We start from the raw sequence: 20,872 nt of genomic DNA on the forward strand, positions 1-20,872 counted from the left end.
CCAGCTCTGCAACTGCCCATGCCTGATTCGAACGCGGTGTTTGCTGGTGCGCAGCGGTCTGCGGCATCGCCCAGCCCGGAGCGCGAGTGCGTGGCCGTATCCATCGTCAGCCACGGCCACGGCCAGTGGATCGAGGCGCTGGTGCGGCAACTGCAGCAGCAGGCAGAGCCCTGCCTGGGCCGCGTGATTGTGACACTGAATGTTCCGGAGCCAGCGCTGCAACAGGCCCTGCAGGCCCTGCAGGCCCAGGGCGCGCTGCCTTTCACACTGGAAATCGTTTGTAATAGCGCGCCCGCTGGCTTTGGCCGCAATCACAATGCCGCCATCGCCACTCTCGCCGCCTGTGCCGACATGCCTACGCACATTTGCATTCTCAACCCTGACGTTCAGCTGCTCGATGCCCAGCCGCTGGCGCAGCTGGTGGCGGCGTTGCGCGCGCCGGGCACTGGCCTGGCCTATCCGCGGCTGCTCGATGCCCAAGGTCAGGTGCAGGACAACGAGCGCGCCCTGCCCAGTCTGGGCAATCTGTGGCGTCGGCGCGTGCTGGGGCGTCAGGAGCAGGTGGTGGATTGGGTCAGCGGCGCCTGCATGGTGCTGCGGCTGCGCGATTGGCATCGCCTGGGCGGCTTTGATGAAGGCTTTCACATGTACTGCGAGGATGTGGACCTGAGCCTGCGTGTGCGGCGCGACATTGGCGCCTTGGTGCGCGCCCAGACCCGCATGCAGCATTTGGCGCAGCGCGCCAGCCGCCGCCAGCTGCGGCCGCTGCTGTGGCATGTGCACAGCCTGCTGCGGCTGTGGCGCCTGCCCAGCTTCCGCTGGGCCCGCCGCCACCCCAGCGCCCAGCGCCGCGCATTGCAGTGATTTTTTGTACAAGGTCTAAGCGATGCTGTTGTTGTGCGTCTGTGCGTTCTTTGTCACCGCCATCACTGCCGGACTGTTGGTGCGCAGTGCGCGCCGCCATGCCAGGCGCTATCCGGGCGATATGCCGCAGCGCTTCCATATGGGCGATGTGCCGCGCCTGGGCGGCGTGGCGCTGGCCGCAGGCATGGGCGTGGCCATTTGCGTGGGTGTGTTGCAAACCCTGCGGGGTGACGCCGCTGGCCTGCAGCTGGGGTGGTGGGTGCTGTGCTGGGGCCTGTGCATGGTGCCGGCGGTGCTGGGCGGCGTGCTCGAAGATCTGAGCCAGCGCATGGCCGTGCGCTGGCGCTTTGCGCTGACTTTGGCCAGCGCTTTGCTGGCCGTGGCCTGGCTGGGGGTGAGCGTGCCGCGGCTGGACATTGCCTGGCTGGATGCCATGCCCGGGCTGTGGCCCTGGCTGGGCGTGGCCATTGCGCTGCTGGCCATTGCGGGTTTGCCGCACGCCTTCAACATCATCGACGGCTACAACGGCTTGGCCGGCATGGTGGCCATCATCGTGGCTCTGGCGCTGGCGCACGTGAGCATCCAGGTGCAGGACCGCACGCTGGCCGTGGTGTTCTTGGTCACGGCCGCGGCCAGCGGCGGTTTTTTGATCTGGAACTACCCGCGCGGGCTGCTGTTTGCGGGCGACGGCGGCGCCTACCTGTGGGGCAGCGTGCTGTCCATCGGCAGCATTTTGCTGGTGCAGCGCCACCCAATAGTCTCGCCCTGGTTTCCGCTGCTGCTGCTGATTTACCCGGTGTGGGAGACGCTGTTTTCCATGTACCGCAAATGGGTGCGGGGTAGCTCGCCGGGCGTGGCCGATGCGCTGCACATCCACCAGCTGATTTACCGCCGCATCGTGCACCGCGTCTTCGATGACGACAACGAGGCGCGCGACATGCTGATGCGCAACAACCGCACCTCACCCTATTTGTGGGGCTTTACCGTGCTGACAGTGCTGCCGGCCATTCTGTTCTGGCACACCACCTGGGTGCTGCTGGCCTGTTGCGTGCTCTTTGCCGGCCTCTACACCTTTGCCTACATCACCATCGTGCGCTTCAAGGTGCCGGCCTATATGCGCTGGCGCGCCTCGCGCCCGCCAGGCGAAGACGCCGCGCCCTGATGAGCGCGGCTCTTTTTAGAGAGGTTGCACAGGCTTCTCAACGATCGAAGCGCGGGTCGAAGCGCTCGGCCTGCTCCTGCTCGGTGGGCGGCTTCTGAGCCTGCAGGTACTGGTGAATGTCGCGCACCAGGCGCTCGCAGCCCTCGCGCGCCAGCGCCGAGATCTCGTAGATCGGGCCCTGCCACTGCAGGCCTTGGCGCATCTTGTCGAGCATGGCGCTGCGCGCCGCAGCGTCGAGCATGTCCACCTTGTTGAGCACCAGCCAGCGCGGCTTGTCGTAGAGCTGCGGGTCGTACTTGCGCAGCTCCTGGGCAATGGCCTGCACCTGGGCCACGGGATCGACGCTGTCGTCAAACGGCGCCACGTCCACGATGTGCAGCAGCAAGCCGGTGCGCTGCAGGTGGCGCAGGAACTGGTGGCCCAGGCCTGCGCCTTCGGAAGCGCCCTCGATCAGACCGGGGATGTCGGCCACGACGAAGCTTTGCTCCGGCCCTACGCGCACCACGCCCAGGTTGGGGTGCAGCGTCGTGAACGGGTAGTCGGCCACCTTGGGCCGGGCGTTCGAGACCGCCGTGATGAAGGTGGACTTGCCCGCATTGGGCAGGCCCAGCAGCCCGACGTCGGCCAGCACCTTCAGCTCCAGCTTGATGCTTTTGCGCTCGCCTGGCCGGCCCAGGGTCTTCTGGCGCGGGGCGCGATTGGTCGAGCTCTTGTAGTGCAGGTTGCCAAAGCCGCCATCGCCGCCCTTGGCCAGGATGCGCTTTTCGCCTGGCACCAGCAGCTCCATCAGCACTTCGCCGCTGTCGGCATCGCTGACGATGGTACCCACCGGCACGCGCAGCGTCAGGTCGGCGCCGGCGGCGCCGAACATGTCCGAGCCCATGCCGTGCTGGCCGCGCTTGGCCTCGTGGCGGCGCGCGTAGCGGAAATCCACCAGCGTGTTGAGGTTGGTGTCGGCCACGATGTAGACATGGCCACCACGCCCGCCATCGCCGCCATCGGGCCCGCCGAACTCCTTGAACTTTTCGTGACGGAATGAGGCGCAGCCATTGCCGCCATCGCCTGCCGCCACATCGATATAGGCTTCGTCAACAAATTTCATGATGCGCCCTCTTGAACTGAAGTAATTCACCAACGACAAAAGCCCCGCAGGGCGGGGCTTTTGTCAAAACCACTGCTGCCGCCCGCAGCGTTTGCTACGGGCGCAGACCGATCAGGCCGCAGGGGCGATTTCCACGGTGTGCTTGTTCAGCGCACCCTTGTTGCGGAATACCACGTGCCCATCGACCAGTGCATACAGCGTGTGGTCCTTGCCCATGCCGACATTGGTGCCAGCGTGCATGCGAGTGCCACGCTGACGAACGATGATCGAGCCGGCGCTGACCAGCTCGCCACCATAGGCCTTGACACCCAGCATCTTGGGCTTGGAGTCGCGACCGTTGCGCGTAGAGCCGCCGCCTTTTTTCTGTGCCATGTCTTAATCCTTTCCTGCTGCGTGAGGTGCTGTGTTATGCAGCGATATCGCCAATCTGCAGCTCGGTGTAGCGCTGGCGATGGCCTTGATGCTTCTGGTAGTGCTTGCGACGGCGCAGCTTGAAGATGCGCACTTTGTCGTGCTTGCCCTGCGAGAGCACAGTCGCCTTGACGCTGGCACCGGAAACCAATGGCGTGCCGATTTTCAGATCAGCGCCGTTGCCGATGGCAAGCACTTGATCGAGCACGATTTCCTGGCCCACGTCCGCAGCGATCTGTTCTACCTTGATTTTGTCGCCGGCTGCAACGCGATACTGCTTGCCGCCGGTTTTTATGACTGCGTACATGTGATTCATCCAAAAAACGAGGTTCTTGCCCTGCCTGGCCGCTGCCGGCCAAGAAAGGAAAAAACGCAATGACGGGATTTGCACCTGCCCTACGCGCTGCTGCGTTGTGCTGCTGCGTTTGGCCAGCAGCACAATGGCAAAAAGCACCAGACAGCACCAAGCCGGGCAAATGAACCGCGCATTGTAGCGGCCTTGGGCCTTTCGTGCAAACCTTTGAAGCATCAATCGCGCGTGACGCGCAGCACTTCCTCGAAGCTGGTGATGCCCGCTTGCACCAGGCGCTGGCCGTCCTCGCGCATCAGTTGCATGCCGTGGGCCAGGGCGTGCTCACGGATGGCGGCTTCGGCCTGCTCGCCGTGGATGAGGGCGCGGATGGCGTCATCCACCACCAGCAGCTCGAACAGGCCGGTGCGGCCGTGGTAGCCGTTTTGGTTGCAGTGCCCGCAGCCTTTGCCGTGGCAGTGCGTGCAGTATTTGCGCACCAGGCGCTGAGCCAGCACGCCCAGCAGCGAGGAGGAAAGCAAGAACGGCTCCACGCCCATGTCGATCAGGCGCGTGACGGCGCTGGCGGCGTCGTTGGTGTGCAGCGTGGCCAGCACCAGGTGGCCGGTCAGCGAGGCCTGGATGGCGATTTGCGCGGTTTCGAAGTCGCGGATCTCGCCGATCATGATGACGTCCGGGTCCTGGCGCAGGATGGCGCGCAGCGCGGTGGCGAAGGTGAGATCGATCTTGCTGTTGACCTGGGTCTGGCCCACGCCGGGCAGCTCGTATTCGATGGGGTCTTCCACCGTCATGATGTTTTGCGCGCGCGCGTCCAGCCGGTGCAGCGCGGCGTAAAGCGTGGTGGTCTTGCCCGAGCCGGTGGGGCCGGTGACGAGCAGGATGCCGTGCGGCTGGTGGATGAGGCGCTCGAACTGCGCCAGGGTCTGGCCCTGCATGCCCACGGCTTCCAGGCTCAGGCGGCCTTCGCTTTTGTCCAGCAGGCGCAGCACGGCGCGCTCGCCATGCGCGCTGGGCAGGGTGGAGACGCGCACGTCAATGGCGCGCGTGCCCAGGCGCAGGGCGATGCGGCCGTCCTGCGGCAGGCGTTTTTCGGCGATGTCCAGATCGGCCATGATCTTCAGGCGCGAGATCAGTGCGCCGTGCAGCGCGCGGTTGGGCTGCACGATTTCGCGCAGGCTGCCATCGACGCGCAGCCGCACGCTGGAGTGGCGCTCATAAGGCTCGATGTGGATGTCGCTGGCGCCATCGCGCGCGGCCTGGGTCAGCAGGGCGTTGAGCATGCGGATGATGGGCGCGTCGTCGGCGGCTTCGAGCAGGTCTTCCACGGCGGGCAGCTCCTGCATCATGCGGGTCAGGTCGGCCACGCCTTCGACTTCGCTGACCACCAGCGCGGCGTCGGAGTCACCGCCGGAATAGGCGGCGCTGATGCGCTGCGCCAGGGCGGCGGCGTCCAGCGGCTGGGGCTCGAATTGCGGGTAGTTGCGCAGCACTTCGCCCAGCGCGCTGGCATTGGGGCTGGGCCCGTGCCACAGCGTCAGGCGGGTGCCATCGTCCTCCAGCAGCAGCTGGGCGCTGCGGGCAAAGGCATAGGGCAGGGGGTAGTGCAAGGCGGCCATGGGGCGACTGAATGGGCGGCGCAGCAGCAATAAGGTTGGGCGTTGGCCGCGTCAATCGGCCCAGCCGTCGGATTCGCCGCTGCGCAGCTGGCGCGCATCGACCTGGCGGCCGCCAGCGGGCGGCGCATACAGGGAGTCGCGCGTCAGGCTGGAGAGCGGCGGCGTGCGCCGCGCCTGACGGGCTTGACGCTCCTTGTCCGACTCCTGCGCCGGGGGCGGGGGCAGTTGCGGCAACTGCGGCAGTTGCGGCGCGGCGTTGATGCTGTCCAGAATCAGATGGCGGCCTGGCTGCACGATGCTTTGGTCGCCCCGGATCATGTCGTAGCGTTCCATGGCCATGGCGTCGCTGCCGGCGCTGTCGTAGATCACGGTGGGGCGCAGGAACACCATCAGGTTGACCTTGTCGCGGGTGCGGCGCTCGCTGCGAAAGGCATTGCCCAGCACGGGGATGTCGCCCAGCAGCGGCACTTTTTCCTGGCGCTGGCCGTAGCGGTCTTCCAGCAGGCCGCCGAGCACGATGATGCCGCCGTCCTCGACCAGGATGTTGGTTTCGATCAGGCGCTTGCTGGTGCTGGGGCCGCTGGCGTTGTTGATGGTGCTGGCCAGCACGTCGGAGATCTCCTGCACCACGGCCAGCTTCACGGTGCCGTTCTCGTTGATCTGCGGCTTGACGCGCAGCGACAGGCCCACGTCCTGGCGCTCGATGGTCTGGAAGGGGTTGACCGAGCCGCTGCCAATGCTGTTGTTGTTGGTGTAGCGGCCGGTGACGAAGGGCACGTTCGAGCCGATCATGATGCGCGCCTCCTCGTTGTCCAGCGTCAGGATGTTGGGCGTGGACAGCACGTTGGCATCGCCCGTGTCTTCCAGAAAGCGCGCCAGCAGGCCCAGCACGTAGGTGCCGCCGTAGTTGTGCGCCAAGCCCAGGTTGATGCCGTTGCCCAGCATGTCCGATGACAAGCTGCCCAGGCCGCCGCGGCCGCGCCGCGCCGCCTCTGCGGCCACGGCCAGGTCGATGATGTTGCCCGTTCCTCGGAAGTTGGTGCCGATGGCGCCCACGTTGGAGTCGCCCTGGCGGCCGATGCCGCCTTGCCACTGGATGCCGAACTCGGCCGCCTTGTCGGCGCGCACCTCCACCACCATGCTCTCGATCAGCACCTGGGCGCGGCGGCTGTCGAGCTTGTCGATCACGGCGCGCAGTTGGCGGTACAGCGGATCGGGCGCGGTGATGATCAACGAATTGGTAGCCGGATCGGCCTGGATGATGCCGCCGGTGGAGACGGCCTGGCTCTGGCCAAAGTGGGCGCTGCCGCCCTCGCCCAGGGCTGCGCTGCTGCTCAGGCCTGCGCCCGTGGCGCCGGCGGCGGCGCCCTCGCTGCGGCCTGTGCCGGCGCTGCTGCTGCGGCCCTCGTCGGCGCTGCCCTGGCTGCCGCCCAGCCGCCCGGCAGCCAGCGCGGCGCGCAGGGTTTGCGCCAGCTGCTTGGCCTCGGCGTTCTTCAGGAACACCACGTGGATGTTGCCGTGCTCGGCCGAGCTGCCGGGCGCGGGCGGCTGGTCCAGGTGCTGCACCAGCTTGCGGATTTGCGCCAGCCGCGCCGGGTTGGCCGCGCGCACGATGATGCTGTTGCTGCGCATGTCCGAGAGGATGGTGGCGCGAAAGCCCTGCCCGCCGCCCGGCACGGCCGCTGCCGCCTGGCCGCCGCCGTTGGCCACCACGGCCGCGCCCCCATCGCTGCCCAGCAGGCGCGTGAGCAGCGGCACCATCTCACTGGCCACTGCGTGCTTGAGGGGGATGACCTCCAGATCCGTGCCCTCGGCCACGTCCAGCGCGGCAATGATCTTGGCGATGCGCGCCAGGTTGTCGGCGTAATCGGTGATCACCAGCGCATTCGTGCCGGGGTTAACGTTGATGGTGTTGTTGGGGCTGATCAGCGGGCGCAGCGTCGGCACCAGATTGGCCGCGCTTTCATAGTTGAGGCGGAAGATCTGCGTGACGATCTGCCCGCCGCGCGGCCCGCGCGCCGGGAAGGCCCCTTGCGAGACGTGCACGCCGCCGCTTTGCAGCTTGGCATCGGCTTCGGGCACCACCTTGTACAGGCCGGCGGCCTCCACCACCGTAAAACCCTGCAGGCGCAGCGCCACCAGGAACTGGTCGAAGGCCGCCTGCGCCGACACCGGGTGCTCGGTGACCAGGTTCAGCGTGCCGCGCACGCGCGGATCGACCACCACGTTGCGGCCGGTGATGGTGGCCATGGTGCGCGCCACGGCCTCGATCTCGGCGCTCTCGAAATTCAGCGTCACCGGCTCGCCGCGGCGCACGCTGGGCTGGCCGGCCTGGGCCCAGGCCATGCCCTGGCCAGCCAGCGCCAGCGCCAGCGCCAGCGCGCCGCTGGCCAGTGCGGCCTTGGCCTTGGGGAAGGGTGCGGCGCCAGTGCGGTCAGCCGCCTGGGCGGTGTGTAGGAAATCCATGCGGACCATCTAGAAATTCAAAATGGCGCGATCGCCATCGCGGCGACCGAGCAAACTCAGCAGATTGGACAAGGCGGGCAGATGCTCCGGCGTGGCGCTGGCCTGGCCGGCAAAGCGCAGCCGCTGGCCTTGCCAGTGCCCCTGGCCGCTGAGCTGCAGCGGCCCGGCATCGGTCAACAGCTGCAGGCCCAGGGCCTCGCCGCCGTGCATGATAAGGCGATAGCTGCCCAGGGGCCGGATGGTGCTCAGCCGCGACGTGGCGTTTTTCAGCGAGGCCTCCAGCGTGCCTTGCACCAGGCTGCGGCCAGCTGCCCATTGCAGGCGCAAATCCTCTATGTGCAGGCCCAGCTGGCCGTCAAGTTGCAAGGTGTTCCACGGCGCGCCCAGGCCCTGCAGCAGGCTCGACGGCCATTGGCTCTGGTGCGTGGCTATGTGCAGCTCGGCGCGCTGCCAGCCCAGGCGCAGCCGCAGCTGGGCAGGTTCGGCGGCGCAGCAATCGGGCAGCAGCTGCAGCCGGGCGCCCAGCCAGGCCGGGCGCAGCGCCCAGGTCAGGCGGCCGGGCAGGCGCATGCGGTCTTGGCTGCCCGCGCCGCCGGTGAGCACCAGCACGGCCGAGCCATTCCAGAGTGTGCCGAGCGCCTGTTGCAGCTGCACCTGCCCCTGGCTGGCATGCTCCAGCGCCTGGGCCATCCAGCGCGCCGGTGCATACAGGGCCAGCGCCCACAGCATGCCCAGCAGCGCGCCCAGCAGCGCCCAGCGCCCCATGCGGGCCGGTGCAGGCGCTGTACGTGGGTTGCGCTGGCGCTGGCTCATCGCGGTCTGCTCCCGGCCGTGGCGCGGCGCAGCCAGGGCCAGGCCGCAGCGGGTGGCCTGGTGGCGATCATCGGCTGACTGTGGCAATGCATGACCATGGCCGTGCTGCTCAAGGCTGGGCGCCGCTGGGCAGCGCCAGGACGATGTGCCCGCTCCAGCGTGGCGTGCCATTGCCCGCGTCGCGGCTGAGCTGCACTTGCACGGGCTGGCTGCGCGTGGTCTCGCGCACTTCGCGCAGCCATTGCAGCAGCTGGGCTGCGGGCACGGCGCGCAGGCGCACGGTGGCGCGGTCGCCGGCCACGGTCAGCTGCGGCGCGGCATCGGCGCTCTGGCCGGGCGCGGCCAGCAGGCGTTTGGCGCTGGCCTCCACGGCGGCGGCCAGCGCCGCTGGCGTGCTGCTGGCCGTGGCGCTGCTGGCCAGCTGCTGCTGCAATTGCTGCGCTTGCTGGCGCATGGCCTGCATGTGTTGCAGCTGTTGCTCCAACGCCAGGCGCCGGGGCTCGTAGCTTTGCCAGGTGCGCCAAGCCGGTTGCAGCGCCAGTGCCCACAGCAGCCCGCCAGCCACCACGGCCGCGGCCAGCGCCAGCATGCTGCGCTCGCGCGCCTGCAGGTTGTGCCAGCGTTGGCGCAGCGGCGCCAGCGTCGCGCCGACGCGGCTCGACCCATGGCCGGAGGCTTTGGCGGGGGGCTGTGCGGGGCGGTTCATGGCTGGCCCCTTGTTGGGGTGGTCGGCGCCGGCTCGATCTGCAGGCGGCCTTCGTGCCACTGCGCCAGCAGGCCTTGTGCGGCCAGGCCGTCCTCCCATTGCTGCAGTAATTCGCTGCCGTGCGGCAGGCCGCCCAGACGCAACTGGGCGTTTTCATAGTGCAGCTCCTGCGGGCGCATGTCCTCGGGCAGGCCCAGGCCGGCCGCGCCGGCCAACACCTCGAAGGAGCCGGGCGTCAGCGCGCCGCTTTGCTGTTGCAGGCGCTGCAGCTCCTGGCGCATTTGCCGTGGCGCATCGACCACCACCGCCACTTTGGGGAAGGTGCTGCGAAACACCGTATCGACCTGGGCGTGCAGCTGCTGTAAATCGCGGCGCGCCTGCCAGGCCCAGAGTTGGACGCCGGCCAGCTGCACCAGCACCAGCAGGGCTGCGCCCCAGCGTGCCCAGCGCCAGGCCGGGGCGCGCAGAAAATTCTGCAGCCCTTTGTTCAGGTTTTGCCCCAGGCGGTCGCGCCCGCTGTTGGCAAACTGGAACTGCGCCAGATTCCACGGCGACTGGGCCGCCTGCAGCAGGCGCTGGGGTGGCTCCAGCAACTGCACCGGGCGGCCCAGGCGCTGCTGGGCCAGCTGGTACAGGGCCGGCTCGGCCTGCACGGCTGCGCTGGGTTGGGCCACGCAGTCCAGCGCGGCGGCGCTGGCCGTCAGCGGCAGGGCCAGTACGCCGGCCTGTGGCGTTGGCGCGCTGCCGCCCTGGCCGGCGCCTACGGCCACCAGCCAGGGATCGTCCTCGGTGCCGATGGCATACAGGCTGGCGGTCGCCGGCGCGGCGTCGCTGGCATCGGCTGCAGCGGTGGGCTCGTGCGGCGGCGGGGCAAAGGCCGGCACGATGCGTTGTACCTGCAGGCCCTGCTGGGCCAGGGCGGTCACATGGGCTTGCAGGCGCCCGGTCTGGCACACCGCCACCCAGCAAGGTGCGCCAGCGCGCGCCTGTGGCGCCAGCGCAAAGTGCAGCTGCTCGGGCTCGTCGAGCAGCTGGTCTTCCAGCAGGCCCTGCAGCACGGCGCGCAGCCGGGCGCGATCCTTGAGGGCGATCTGCGGCAGCCGCACCCAGTGCCAGGACACATCCTGCACCGGCAGCACCAGCACCACCTCCGTGCCTTTGCCTGGCACAGGCAGCAGGCCCACGGGGCTGTGCCCACTGTCGCTGATGGTCTGGCCATCGGCGCTGCGCACGAAGGCCCACGGGCTTTGCGCGGGCATCAGGTGCGAGGGGGCTTCGAGAATCAGGGCGGGCATGTCACTTCCAATCGGCGGGCTATTGTAGTGAGCCCACAGACCACCCCAAGAGCGCATCCGTGGCGGCGGCGCAACCGTTGCGGATCGCGCTGCGTGGGCAGGAGCGGGCTTGAAAAGGCCGCCGACAGCCCCAGATGCCTGCATGGCCAGCGGGCATGGCGCTGGCTGGTCGCGCGGTAGGTAGAATGCGCGGCGGTTTTCACCGCGAGTTCGGCATTGGCTGGCTTGGCTTTTTGGGCTCAGGCGCGTGGCGGACTTTTGATTTGCAATTGATATTTGAAGGCCCCTCGGCCTGGGCTGCGCCCCGGGTGTTGCGAGGTGGTGATTTTTCATGGCCACCAATTTCCTCACCAAGCTGTTTGGCAGCCGCAACGACCGCCTGCTCAAGCAATACCGCAAGACGGTCAACCGCATCAACGCGATGGAGCCCGAGCTGGAAAAGCTCAGCGATGAGGAGTTGGCAGGCAAGACTGCGCAGTTCAAGCAGCGCCTGGCTGCGGGCGAGGGCCTGGATGCGCTGCTGCCCGAGGCCTTTGCCGTGGTGCGCGAGGCCTCCAAGCGCGTGATGAAGATGCGCCACTTTGATGTGCAGCTCATCGGCGGCATGGCCTTGCACTACGGCAAGATCGCCGAGATGCGCACCGGCGAGGGCAAGACGCTGACCTCGACGCTGCCGGTGTACCTCAATGCACTGCAGGGCAAGGGCGTGCACGTGGTCACGGTCAACGACTACCTGGCGCGCCGCGATGCGGAGTGGATGGGGCGGCTGTACCGCTTCCTGGGCCTGACGGTGGGCATCAACCTGGCCATGCTGCCCAAGGAGGCCAAGCAGGCCGCCTACAACGCCGACATTACCTACGGCACGAACAACGAATACGGCTTCGACTACCTGCGCGACAACATGGTCTACGAGGCCGGCGAGCGGGTGCAGCGCAGCCTGCACTTTGCCATCGTCGATGAGGTGGACTCCATCCTGATCGACGAGGCGCGCACGCCGCTGATCATCAGCGGCCCGGCCGAGGACAACACCAAGGTCTACCAGGTGATGAACACCATCGCGCCGCAGCTGGTGCGCCAGGAGGGCGAGGCCGACCCGCGCACCGGCGAGGGCGTGATCACCCCGGGCGATTACACGGTGGACGAGAAATCGCGCCAGGTGCACCTGACCGACCAGGGCTATGAGAGCGCCGAGCGCATCCTGGCCGAGCAGGGCCTGCTGGCCGAGGGCGGCTCGCTCTACGACCCCAGCAACATCATGCTGGTGCATCACCTGTACGCGGCGCTGCGCGCACACACGCTCTTCAACCGCGACGAGCATTACGTGGTGCAGAACGACGAGGTCATCATCGTCGATGAGTTCACCGGCCGCCTGATGGCTGGGCGCCGCTGGAGCGATGGCCTGCACCAGGCCGTCGAGGCCAAGGAAGGCGTGCGCGTGCAGGCCGAAAACACCACCATGGCCTCGATCACCTTCCAGAACTACTTCCGCATGTACGAGAAGCTGGCGGGCATGACGGGCACGGCCGACACCGAGGCCTATGAGTTCCAGGAAATCTACGGGTTGGAGACGGTCATCATCCCGCCCAACCGCAAGAGCCAGCGCGAGGACCAGCTCGACCGCGTCTACAAGACCACCAAGGAAAAATACCAAGCGGCCATTGCCGACATCCGCGAGTGCCACGAGCGCGGCCAGCCGGTGCTGGTGGGCACCAGCTCGATCGAGAACTCCGAAATCATCTCCGGCCTGCTGGAGCAGGCCGGCCTGCCGCACCAGGTGCTCAACGCCAAGCAGCACGAGCGCGAGGCCGACATCATTGCCCAGGCCGGGCGCGAGGGCATGATCACCATCGCCACCAACATGGCCGGGCGCGGCACTGACATCGTGCTGGGCGGCAACATCGAAAAGCAACTGGCCGCGCTGGAGGCTGACGAGGCATTGGACGAGGCCGCGCGTCAGCAGCAAATCGAGGCCCTGCGCGAGCAATGGAAGGCCGACAACGCCAAGATCAAGGGCCTGGGCGGGCTGCGCATCATCGCCACCGAGCGCCACGAATCGCGCCGCATCGACAACCAGCTGCGCGGCCGCTCGGGCCGCCAGGGCGATCCGGGCTCCTCGCGCTTCTACCTGGGGCTGGACGACCCGTTGATGCGCATCTTCGCCGGTGACCGCGTGCGCGCCATCATGGAGCGCCTGAAGATGCCCGAGGGCGAAGCCATCGAGGCGGGCATGGTCACGCGCAGCATCGAATCGGCCCAGCGCAAGGTCGAGGCGCGCAACTTCGACATCCGCAAGCAATTGCTGGACTACGACGACGTCTCCAACGAGCAGCGCAAGGTCATCTACGCGCAGCGCAACGAAATCCTCGACGCCGAGCATGTGGGCGAGCTCATCGCCAACATGCGCCAGGACACTTTCACCGAGCTGGTGCAACGCCATGTGCCGCCCGATTCGATGGAGGAGCAGTGGGATCTGCCCGCGCTGCAGGCCGAGCTGGCCCAGGAATGGGATCTGCACCTGAACCTGGTTGAAAAGGCCCAGGCGGCCGACACCATTGCCGCCGAGGACATCCTGGAGCAAGTGCTGCAGGCGGCCGATGCGGCCTATGCCGAGAAGGTCGAGCGCGTGGGCGCGGCCCAGTTCGGGCACTTCGAGCGTGTGGTGTTGCTGCAAACTTTCGACACCGCCTGGCGCGACCACCTCAGCGCGCTGGACTACCTGCGCCAGGGCATTCACCTGCGCGGCTTTGCGCAAAAGCAGCCCAAGCAGGAATACAAGCGCGAGGCCTTCGAGCTGTTCCGCCTGATGCTGAGCAACTCCAGCGCCGAAGTCACGCGCATCATCATGCGTGTGCGCATCCAGGATCCGGAGCAGGTCGAGCAGGCCGCCGAGAACATGGAGCAGGCCGCCGAAGACATCGCCCAGCGCGCCATCGACCAGACCAACGCCCAGGCCGCTTTTGCCGAGGATGGTCAGCCGCTGCCGCGCGTGGGCCGCAACGACCCCTGCCCCTGCGGCAGCGGCAAGAAGTACAAGCACTGCCACGGCCAGCTCAGTTGACTTGAATGGCGCAGCGGCGGCGTTGATGAGTGCCGTCGCAGTGCCAGTGCTTAACGCTCAAAGCTCAAAGCTCAACGCTCAACGCTCAACGCTCAACGCTCAACGCTCAACGCTCCCCGGGCCGCTGGCGCTGGATTGGGCCCGGTAGGCGCTGTGCCACAATCTCGCGCCATGCGTTTTACCGATCAACTGACGGCTGCATCGCGCAGCCAGCACACCATGCTGTGCGTCGGGCTGGATCCCGAGCCGGCCCGCTTCCCCTCCCAGCTGCCCCAGGGCGCGGCAGGCATTTACGATTTTTGCGCGGCCATCGTCGATGCCACGGCCGACTTGGCCTGCGCCTTCAAGCCGCAGATTGCCTACTTTGCCGCGCAAGGCGCGGAGGCGCAGCTCGAGCGCCTGATCGCCCACATCCGCAAAGCCGCGCCCGGCGTGCCGGTCATCCTCGACGCCAAGCGCGGCGACATTGGCGCCACCGCCGTGCAGTACGCGCGCGAAGCCTTTGAGCGCTATGGGGCCGATGCCGTCACGGTTTCGCCCTTCATGGGGCAAGACACGGTGCAGCCCTATCTGCAATACCCGGACAAGGGCGTGTTCCTGCTGTGCCGTACATCTAACCCTGGCGGCAATGACTTTCAGGCCCAGCGCCTGGCCGACGTGCCGGGCCAGCCGCGTCTGTTCGAGCACCTGGCCGCCCAGGCCCAGGGGGGCTGGAACAGCAATGGCCAGCTGGGCCTGGTGGTGGGCGCGACCTACCCCGAGGACGTGGCGGCCGTGCGCCGCTGCGCCCCCAGCCTGCCGCTGCTGATCCCGGGCGTGGGCGCGCAGGGCGGCGATGCCGTGACCACGGTGCGCGCCGCTTATACCGGCCCAGGCAGCGTGGCCATCAACTCCTCGCGCGCCATCCTCTACGCCAGCCAGGGGGCCGATTTTGCCCAGGCCGCGCGCGCCCAGGCATTGCGCACGCGCGACGAGCTCAACGCGGCAGTGCCGGCGTAAGAGCGTTCAAAGCCTCTGCACGGCTGCTGAGAAAGTGGATTTTGGTGGCCTGCGGCGTTGTGAAGCCTCGTCATAGCACCAGCTATGGCTGCGTTTTGTGCCTTGCAGCCATCCCAAACCGCTTCTTGCCCATTCGCACAGAGATTCCGAACCAATTCTCTTAGAACGGAATGTCATCGTCCTCGAACTGGTCGAAGCTCTGTGCCGGCGGCGGCGGGGCAGCGGGGCGCTGGGCTGCGGGGGCGGCTTGGGGCGGGCGCTCGGGCTGTTGGCGGGCCGGGGCGCCGCCGCCATAACCGCCGCTGCTGTAGCCGCCACCGTCGTAGCTGCCGTCCGCACCGCCGCTGTTGCGGCCGCCAAGCATTTGCATGACGTCGGCGCGGATTTCGGTGGTGTAGCGATCCTGGCCGGATTGGTCTTGCCATTTGCGCGTGCGGATGCGCCCTTCGATGTAGACGGACGAGCCTTTGCGCAGGTACTGTGCGGCGATTTCGGCCAGGCGGTCGTTGAAGACCACGTTGTGCCATTCGGTCAGCTCGCGCCGCTCACCGGTTTGCTTGTCGCGCCATTGTTCGGTCGTGGCCACGCTGACGTTGGCCACCTGGCCGCCGCTGGGGAACATGCGCAACTCGGGGTCGCGTCCGAGGTTGCCGACGAGGATGACTTTGTTGACTGAGGCCATGGTGCGTTTTCTTTCAAGACGGGACAAATGGCTGGCAGCGGTTGTCGGCGCTGGCCCTGTCCGCGTCGTTCGTGGCGGCCCGCGCAAAGCGCGCCTGAGGGTGTGCGGATAAGGCCCGGGCAGCCGTTGGTGCCAGCAAGGGCAGGCTATTGTGCCGCAGCTTGCGCGTTGCCAGTGGCGTTGCCCATGCCGTGATCGGGCGCGCTGGCTGTGGCGCCGCCGCTGATGGTGAACCCAGCATCTGGCAGGGGGCGTTGCAGGGCCTGCTGGCGCAGCAGTTGCAACGCGGCGCGCCGGGGATCGTTTGAAGCAAGGCGCGCCAACATGCGGTCGAAATGCCCCAGGGCTTCCTGCTGGCGGCCCAGGCGCAGCAGGATGTGCGCGGCGCGGATGTCGGCTTTTTCATGATGGCGGCGATCGGCCACATATTGCAGATCGACCAGCGCGGCCTCCAGCTTGCGGCGGTCCAGGCCCACGCCCAGGGCGTCGGTGTGCAGCTGAGCGTCTTGCGGCAGCTGCTCGGGGTCTTCGCTTTGCGCGATCAGCAAGTCGGCGCGGCGCAGCCGCGCTTTGAACAGATCTGGGGACAGGGCAATGCTTTGGTCGAGCAGCTGCAGGGCTTCACGCTGGTGCTCGGGGCCGCGCTGCAGCAGCGTATCGGCCAGCCAGTACATGGCGCGGGCGCGCTCGGGCTCGAGCAGCAAAATGCGCCGCAGCAGCGGCTCGACGTCGAAGTCCTCCGCATCGTCGCGTGCGAGCTTGACGCGGATCATCAGCGCTGGCACGAAGTTGGGCCGCGCGCGCAGCACGGCCGTCAGCGCAATGCGGGCCTTGTCGCGCTGCCCCAGCCGAACCAGGCAGCGGCTGCGGTACCAATGTAAGGCCACGACGTTGGGGTGCCTGGGCAGCAGGAACTCCAGGATGGCCAACGCCGCCTGGTAATCGCCTGCGCGCATCAGTTGCTCCGCCCGCGCCAGCACTTGCCGGTACTCTTGCATGCTGTGGTTGTTGCATTTGTTGAGACAGCCCTGCCGAGGCTGCTAAGCCTGCCGGGGGATTTTCAACCGCCGGCCGTTTGAGCAGGCGGTAAGCGTGTCATTCTGCAACACATTGCAGGCCAATGTGTCGGCTTTTGCGCAGGAGCTGGGCTACTCGGCCAGGATCTTGAGCACGTCGGAGTGGAATTCGCGCGAGTACAGGATGAACACCACCAGCGCCGTGGCGGCCATCAGCGCCAGGGGCGAGAAGAACCAGGCCAGGGCGGCAAAGGAGAAGTAGTAGGCGCGCAGCCCGTCGTTGAATGCCTCGGCGGCGCGGCCCACCAGCTTGCCGGCGCGCTCGGCATAGTAATTGGGGTCAAAGCGCCCAGCCTTGAACTCATCGACGGGGGGCATGCCGCCAATGGCCAGCGCCACGAAGGTGTACTGCCGCATGGACCACGAGAAGCGGAAGAACGCGTACACAAAGATGGAGATCAGCAGCAGGATCTTCAGCTCGAACACCTCAGGCGGTGCGGGCTGTGCGAAGGGGAAGGCGCGCATCAGCTCGGCGGCCTTGTCCGTGGTGCCCAGCAGCGCAAACAGACCGCCGATGACGATGATGGTGGTCGAGCTGAAGAAGGTGGGCGTGCTGGAGAGGTTTTGCGTAATCAGACCATCGAGCATGCGCGGGTCGCGCATCGTGGCCTGCTTCATCCAGTAGCGGCGGTAGCGGTTGGTGGTGGCCAGCAGCGAGCGGTGGCGCATCCGGCTGTATTTGGTCATGCCCATGTAGCCCCACCATACGCCCAGAAAGCAGGCCAGGGCCAACCAGTCGTAGCCTGACAGCATCGAAAGAGTCTTCATGGCGCGCAATGGTAGCGGCACGCCGCCAGCCTGGCGGGCGCCTGTGCATCTGTTGGGGTTTGGGGCGGCAAGGTGTGCAATGCCTTGGCAATGCCAGGGGCCGCCTGGGGTTGCGCCAGTGTGGCCTGCAACTACGGCAACAGCATGCGACGGAAGCTGGCGTAGTGGTCGGCCGTGTAATAGCAATGCTCGGGCGCAGTGGCTTGCCGGCCGCCACAAACGATGCGTCGCGCCCCCCGGTGGCGCACGCCGGGCGTGGGCACGGTGTATTCGCGGTAATAGCCGCGCGCCTGCACGGGCAGCAGGCGCTCGCGGTTGCCGAAAACGCTGCCGTCCTTGTCGTAGGGGAAGGGGCCGCCCTGCAAGATCAGCGCATAGGTGTCGCGCGCTTTCTGCGGCAGTTGACGCCAGCCGATGGTGGCCATGCGTGGCGCATCGGCGTCGGCTTTGGCCTGGCGATCGGCGCGGGATGGTGGCTGGGCCGCTTGCGTTGGCTCGGTGGGGGTGGCGTGCGTCGGGGCCGTGTCGGCGGGCGAGAGCATCACGCCCATGGCCATGGCGCAGCCTGCCCAGGCCGTCAGCAAAGCAGCGCTGGTGGCGCGCACCACTGGCCGGGCATGGTGGCGCAGCCGCTGCATTGTGGCTGCGCCCGATGCCATGGTTGTTGCTGGGGCCGCCGCCAGGGCGCTTGGGGCCTGGCGTGTCTGCTGGTGGCCCGGGCCAGGCGCTGGCCTCATGGCTGCGCGGCCTCGCCGTGCCGGGAGTTGGCATCGACCACGGCCAGCGCCGTCATGTTGACGATGCGGCGCACCGTGGTGCTGGGCGTGAGCACGTGCACCGCTTTGGCCGCGCCCAGCAGCATGGGGCCGATGGCGATGTTGTGGCCGGCGGCGGTCTTGAGCAGGTTGTAGGCGATGTTGGCCGCGTCGATATTGGGCAGCACCAGCAGGTTGGCGTCGCCCTGCAGCGTGGTGCTGGGCATCAGCGCGCGGCGCGCCTGTTCGTCGAGCGCCACGTCGCCGTGCATTTCGCCGTCCACGTCCAGCCAGGGCGCTTGCTCGCGCAGCAGCGCCAGGGTCTGGCGCATCTTCACGGCGCTGGGCGTGTCGCTGCTGCCAAAGCTCGAATGCGACAGCAGCGCCACCCTGGGCTGGATGCCAAAGCGCTGCATCTCGGCGGCGGCGGCGATGGTGATTTCGGCCAGCTGCTCGGCGCTGGGGTCGTAGTTCACGTGCGTGTCCACCAGAAAAACCTGCCGCCCAGGCAGAATCAGCGCGTTCATGGCCGCATAGGTGCGCGCCTGGGGCTGCTTGCCGATGACCTGGTCGATGTAGTGCAGGTGGTTGTGGTAGCCGCCCCAGGTGCCGCAGATCAGCCCCTCGACGTGGCCCTTGTGCAGCAGCATGCTGCCGATCAGCGACAGGCGCCGGCGCATCTCGATCTTGGCCACGGGGGCGGTGACGCCCTTGCGCTCGGTCATGCGGTGGTAGCTGGTCCAGAAATCCTGGTAGCGCTCGTCCTGCTCGACGTTGACCACGTCGTAGTCGCGCCCCTGCTGCAGGCGCAGGCCGAACTTCTCGATGCGCTGGGCGATCACGGCCGGGCGACCGATCAGCGTCGGGCGGGCGATGCGCTCGTCCACCACGATCTGCGCTGCGCGCAGCACACGCTCTTCCTCGCCCTCGCTGTAGGCGATGCGCTTTTTCTGCGCCGCCTTGGCCGCCAGGATGATGGGCTTCATCATCGTGCCCGAGGTGTAGACGAAGTTCTGCAGCCGATGCACGTAGGCGTCCATGTCCTCGATCGGGCGCGAGGCCACGCCGCTGGCCTGGGCCGCGCGCGCCACGGCCGGCGCGATCTTGATCATCAGGCGGGGGTCGAACGGCTTGGGGATGACGTACTCTGGCCCGAACATCAGCTTTTCGCCCACATAGGCGCGCGCCACCTCCTCGCTTTGCTCGGCCTGGGCCAGCTCGGCAATGGCATGTACGGCGGCCACCTCCATCTCATCGGTGATGGCCGTGGCGCCGCAGTCCAGCGCGCCACGGAACAGGTACGGGAAGCACAGCACGTTGTTGACCTGGTTGGGGTAATCGCTGCGCCCCGTGGCAATCACTGCATCGCTGCGCACGGCCTTGACCTCATCGGGCAGGATTTCCGGCGTCGGGTTGGCCAGCGCCAGCACCAGCGGCTTGTCGGCCATGCGCGCCACCATCTCGGGCTTGAGCACGCCGCCGGCCGACAGCCCCAGGAACACGTCCGCGCCCTCGATCGCTTCGGCCAGCGTGCGCTTGTCTGTCTGCTGCGCGTACTGGGCCTTGATCTCGTCCATCAGCACCGTTCTGCCTTCATAGACCAGGCCTTCAATATCGGTGACCCAGACGTTTTCTTTCTTCAGCCCCAGCTTGAGCAATAGCCCCAGGCAAGCCAGCGCCGCCGCGCCCGCGCCCGAAGTGACCAGCTTGACCTCCTCAATGCGCTTGCCCAGCACCTTCAGCCCGCCGATCACGGCCGCGCCCACCACGATGGCCGTGCCGTGCTGGTCGTCATGGAACACCGGGATCTTCATGCGCTTGCGCAGCTCGCGCTCGACGAAGAAGCACTCGGGCGCCTTGATGTCCTCCAGATTGATGCCGCCAAAGGTCGGCTCCAGCGCGGCGATGATGTCCACCAGCTTTTGCGGGTCCTTCTCGTCGATCTCGATGTCGAACACGTCGATGCCCGAGAACTTCTTGAACAGCACCCCCTTGCCTTCCATCACCGGCTTGGAGGCCAGCGCGCCAATATCGCCCAGGCCCAGCACCGCCGTGCCATTGCTGATGACGCCCACCAAATTGGCGCGGCTGGTGTAGCGCGCAGCGGCGGCCGGGTCTTTCTGGATTTCCTCGCAGGGCGCGGCCACGCCGGGCGAATAGGCCAGCGACAGCTCGTACTGGTTCATCAGCTGCTTGGTCGGCGTGACGGAAATCTTGCCCGGCACGGGCTTCTCGTGGTATTCGAGCGCCGCCTCGCGCAGCAGCGCGCGCTTGTCGGCAGGGGCCCCAGCGGGCGGGGCAACAGGGTGGTCAGGCATCAAAGCTCCAGAAATCCAGCAATCCAACAATTGCGCCGCAGGCAAGCCGCATGGCAGCCAGCGCCTGCGGCGCAGAAACAACGGCCAAGCATTGTAGGTGCAGCCCAGATGCATTGCTGCTGGCCCCAGGCGCAGCAGGCCGCAGTCTTTTCAATAAACAAATATCATCTAGAATGATTCTCGTCTCGGTTTTGGGCGCGGTATGCAGCCCGCCTTTGCCGCTGCCCCGAGCCGCTTTTTCACACCACCAGGAAACACCATGCAAGTACTGTCATCGCTCAAGGAAGCCAAAAAGCGCAGCCGCGACTGTCAGGTCGTGCGCCGCCGTGGCCGCATCTACGTCATCTGCAAGAGCAATCCGCGCTTCAAGGCCCGCCAAGGCGGCGCCAAGAACCGCCGCAAGGGTTGAGCCCAAGCCCCGCGGGCGGCTTGAAAACCAACACAGCCCATGGCCTGCAAGGGATGCAGGCC

Annotated in this window: 18 protein-coding genes; 5 read left to right on the plus strand and 13 right to left on the minus strand. The window is 67.2% G+C overall.

Going from position 1 to position 20,872, the window contains the following annotated elements; all coding sequences use genetic code 11:
* Positions 1 to 18: 18 nt before the first annotated feature.
* Together CLI93_RS06130 and CLI93_RS06135 are read left to right on the plus strand one after the other, a co-directional pair.
* Entirely contained in the window at positions 19 to 864 is an 846-nt protein-coding gene (locus CLI93_RS06130; RefSeq protein WP_143326362.1) for a glycosyltransferase, read from the plus strand.
* 22 nt (positions 865 to 886) lie between these two features.
* Positions 887 to 2,026, plus strand: a complete 1,140-nt coding sequence (locus CLI93_RS06135) for a glycosyltransferase family 4 protein (RefSeq protein ID WP_095542076.1) — start codon at positions 887 to 889, stop codon at positions 2,024 to 2,026.
* Between the two features lie 37 nt (positions 2,027 to 2,063).
* On the opposite strand, the gene cgtA is transcribed toward CLI93_RS06135, so the two are convergent.
* The 8 genes from cgtA to gspL form a co-directional block, all read right to left on the minus strand.
* Positions 2,064 to 3,128 carry an Obg family GTPase CgtA gene (gene cgtA, locus CLI93_RS06140; protein ID WP_095542077.1) on the minus strand — a complete coding sequence of 355 codons (1,065 nt, stop codon included), beginning with the start codon at positions 3,126 to 3,128 and terminating at the stop codon, positions 2,064 to 2,066.
* 111 nt (positions 3,129 to 3,239) lie between these two features.
* Positions 3,240 to 3,500, minus strand: coding sequence for a 50S ribosomal protein L27 (rpmA, locus tag CLI93_RS06145; protein WP_095542078.1), 261 nt, complete (start codon positions 3,498 to 3,500; stop codon positions 3,240 to 3,242).
* A 34-nt stretch (positions 3,501 to 3,534) separates the two neighbouring features.
* Positions 3,535 to 3,846, minus strand: coding sequence for a 50S ribosomal protein L21 (gene rplU / locus CLI93_RS06150; protein WP_095540063.1), 312 nt, complete (start codon positions 3,844 to 3,846; stop codon positions 3,535 to 3,537).
* 221 nt (positions 3,847 to 4,067) lie between these two features.
* Positions 4,068 to 5,456: a GspE/PulE family protein gene (locus CLI93_RS06155; protein WP_095542170.1), complete on the minus strand. Its 1,389-nt coding sequence runs from the start codon at positions 5,454 to 5,456 to the stop codon at positions 4,068 to 4,070.
* Between the two features lie 60 nt (positions 5,457 to 5,516).
* Positions 5,517 to 7,931, minus strand: a complete 2,415-nt coding sequence (gspD, locus tag CLI93_RS06160) for a type II secretion system secretin GspD (protein ID WP_238945773.1) — start codon at positions 7,929 to 7,931, stop codon at positions 5,517 to 5,519.
* Positions 7,932 to 7,940: 9 nt separating this feature from the next.
* Complete coding sequence (gspN, locus tag CLI93_RS06165; RefSeq protein ID WP_338066618.1) at positions 7,941 to 8,831, minus strand: type II secretion system protein N; 891 nt, start codon at positions 8,829 to 8,831, stop codon at positions 7,941 to 7,943.
* 22 nt (positions 8,832 to 8,853) lie between these two features.
* Entirely contained in the window at positions 8,854 to 9,450 is a 597-nt protein-coding gene (gspM, locus tag CLI93_RS06170; RefSeq protein WP_172424245.1) for a type II secretion system protein GspM, read from the minus strand.
* Entirely contained in the window at positions 9,447 to 10,745 is a 1,299-nt protein-coding gene (gene gspL, locus CLI93_RS06180) for a type II secretion system protein GspL (RefSeq protein WP_172424246.1), read from the minus strand. Before gspL ends, gspM begins: the two co-directional genes overlap by 4 nt.
* A gap of 331 nt (positions 10,746 to 11,076) precedes the next feature.
* Between gspL and secA the strand changes: the two genes are divergently transcribed.
* Together secA and pyrF are read left to right on the plus strand one after the other, a co-directional pair.
* Positions 11,077 to 13,803, plus strand: a complete 2,727-nt coding sequence (secA, locus tag CLI93_RS06185; RefSeq protein WP_095542081.1) for a preprotein translocase subunit SecA — start codon at positions 11,077 to 11,079, stop codon at positions 13,801 to 13,803.
* A 171-nt stretch (positions 13,804 to 13,974) separates the two neighbouring features.
* A complete protein-coding gene (gene pyrF, locus CLI93_RS06190) occupies positions 13,975 to 14,802 on the plus strand; it encodes an orotidine-5'-phosphate decarboxylase (protein WP_095542082.1) in 828 nt (275 codons plus the stop codon).
* A 160-nt stretch (positions 14,803 to 14,962) separates the two neighbouring features.
* Here pyrF and ssb read toward each other — a convergent pair whose 3' ends face one another.
* The 5 genes from ssb to CLI93_RS06215 all read right to left on the minus strand — a co-directional run bounded on the left by ssb (position 14,963) and on the right by CLI93_RS06215 (position 20,401).
* A complete protein-coding gene (gene ssb, locus CLI93_RS06195; protein ID WP_095542083.1) occupies positions 14,963 to 15,484 on the minus strand; it encodes a single-stranded DNA-binding protein in 522 nt (173 codons plus the stop codon).
* Between the two features lie 146 nt (positions 15,485 to 15,630).
* Positions 15,631 to 16,482, minus strand: a complete 852-nt coding sequence (locus CLI93_RS06200) for a tetratricopeptide repeat protein (RefSeq protein ID WP_095542084.1) — start codon at positions 16,480 to 16,482, stop codon at positions 15,631 to 15,633.
* Between the two features lie 150 nt (positions 16,483 to 16,632).
* Positions 16,633 to 17,328 (minus strand): DUF599 domain-containing protein, encoded by a 696-nt coding sequence (locus tag CLI93_RS06205; RefSeq protein WP_095540039.1) that lies wholly within the window; start codon positions 17,326 to 17,328, stop codon positions 16,633 to 16,635.
* Between the two features lie 131 nt (positions 17,329 to 17,459).
* Positions 17,460 to 17,879 carry a guanyl-specific ribonuclease gene (locus tag CLI93_RS06210; protein WP_420823114.1) on the minus strand — a complete coding sequence of 140 codons (420 nt, stop codon included), beginning with the start codon at positions 17,877 to 17,879 and terminating at the stop codon, positions 17,460 to 17,462.
* 182 nt (positions 17,880 to 18,061) lie between these two features.
* Positions 18,062 to 20,401 (minus strand): NADP-dependent malic enzyme, encoded by a 2,340-nt coding sequence (locus CLI93_RS06215; RefSeq protein ID WP_095542174.1) that lies wholly within the window; start codon positions 20,399 to 20,401, stop codon positions 18,062 to 18,064.
* Between the two features lie 259 nt (positions 20,402 to 20,660).
* Here CLI93_RS06215 and ykgO point away from each other — a divergent pair, with 259 nt between their 5' ends.
* Positions 20,661 to 20,810 carry a type B 50S ribosomal protein L36 gene (gene ykgO / locus CLI93_RS06220; RefSeq protein WP_095540037.1) on the plus strand — a complete coding sequence of 50 codons (150 nt, stop codon included), beginning with the start codon at positions 20,661 to 20,663 and terminating at the stop codon, positions 20,808 to 20,810.
* Positions 20,811 to 20,872 lie beyond the last annotated feature (62 nt).

It is taken from the genome of Vandammella animalimorsus, assembly GCF_002288875.1.
In the GTDB taxonomy this organism is placed as follows: Bacteria; Pseudomonadota; Gammaproteobacteria; order Burkholderiales; family Burkholderiaceae_C; genus Lampropedia; species Lampropedia animalimorsus.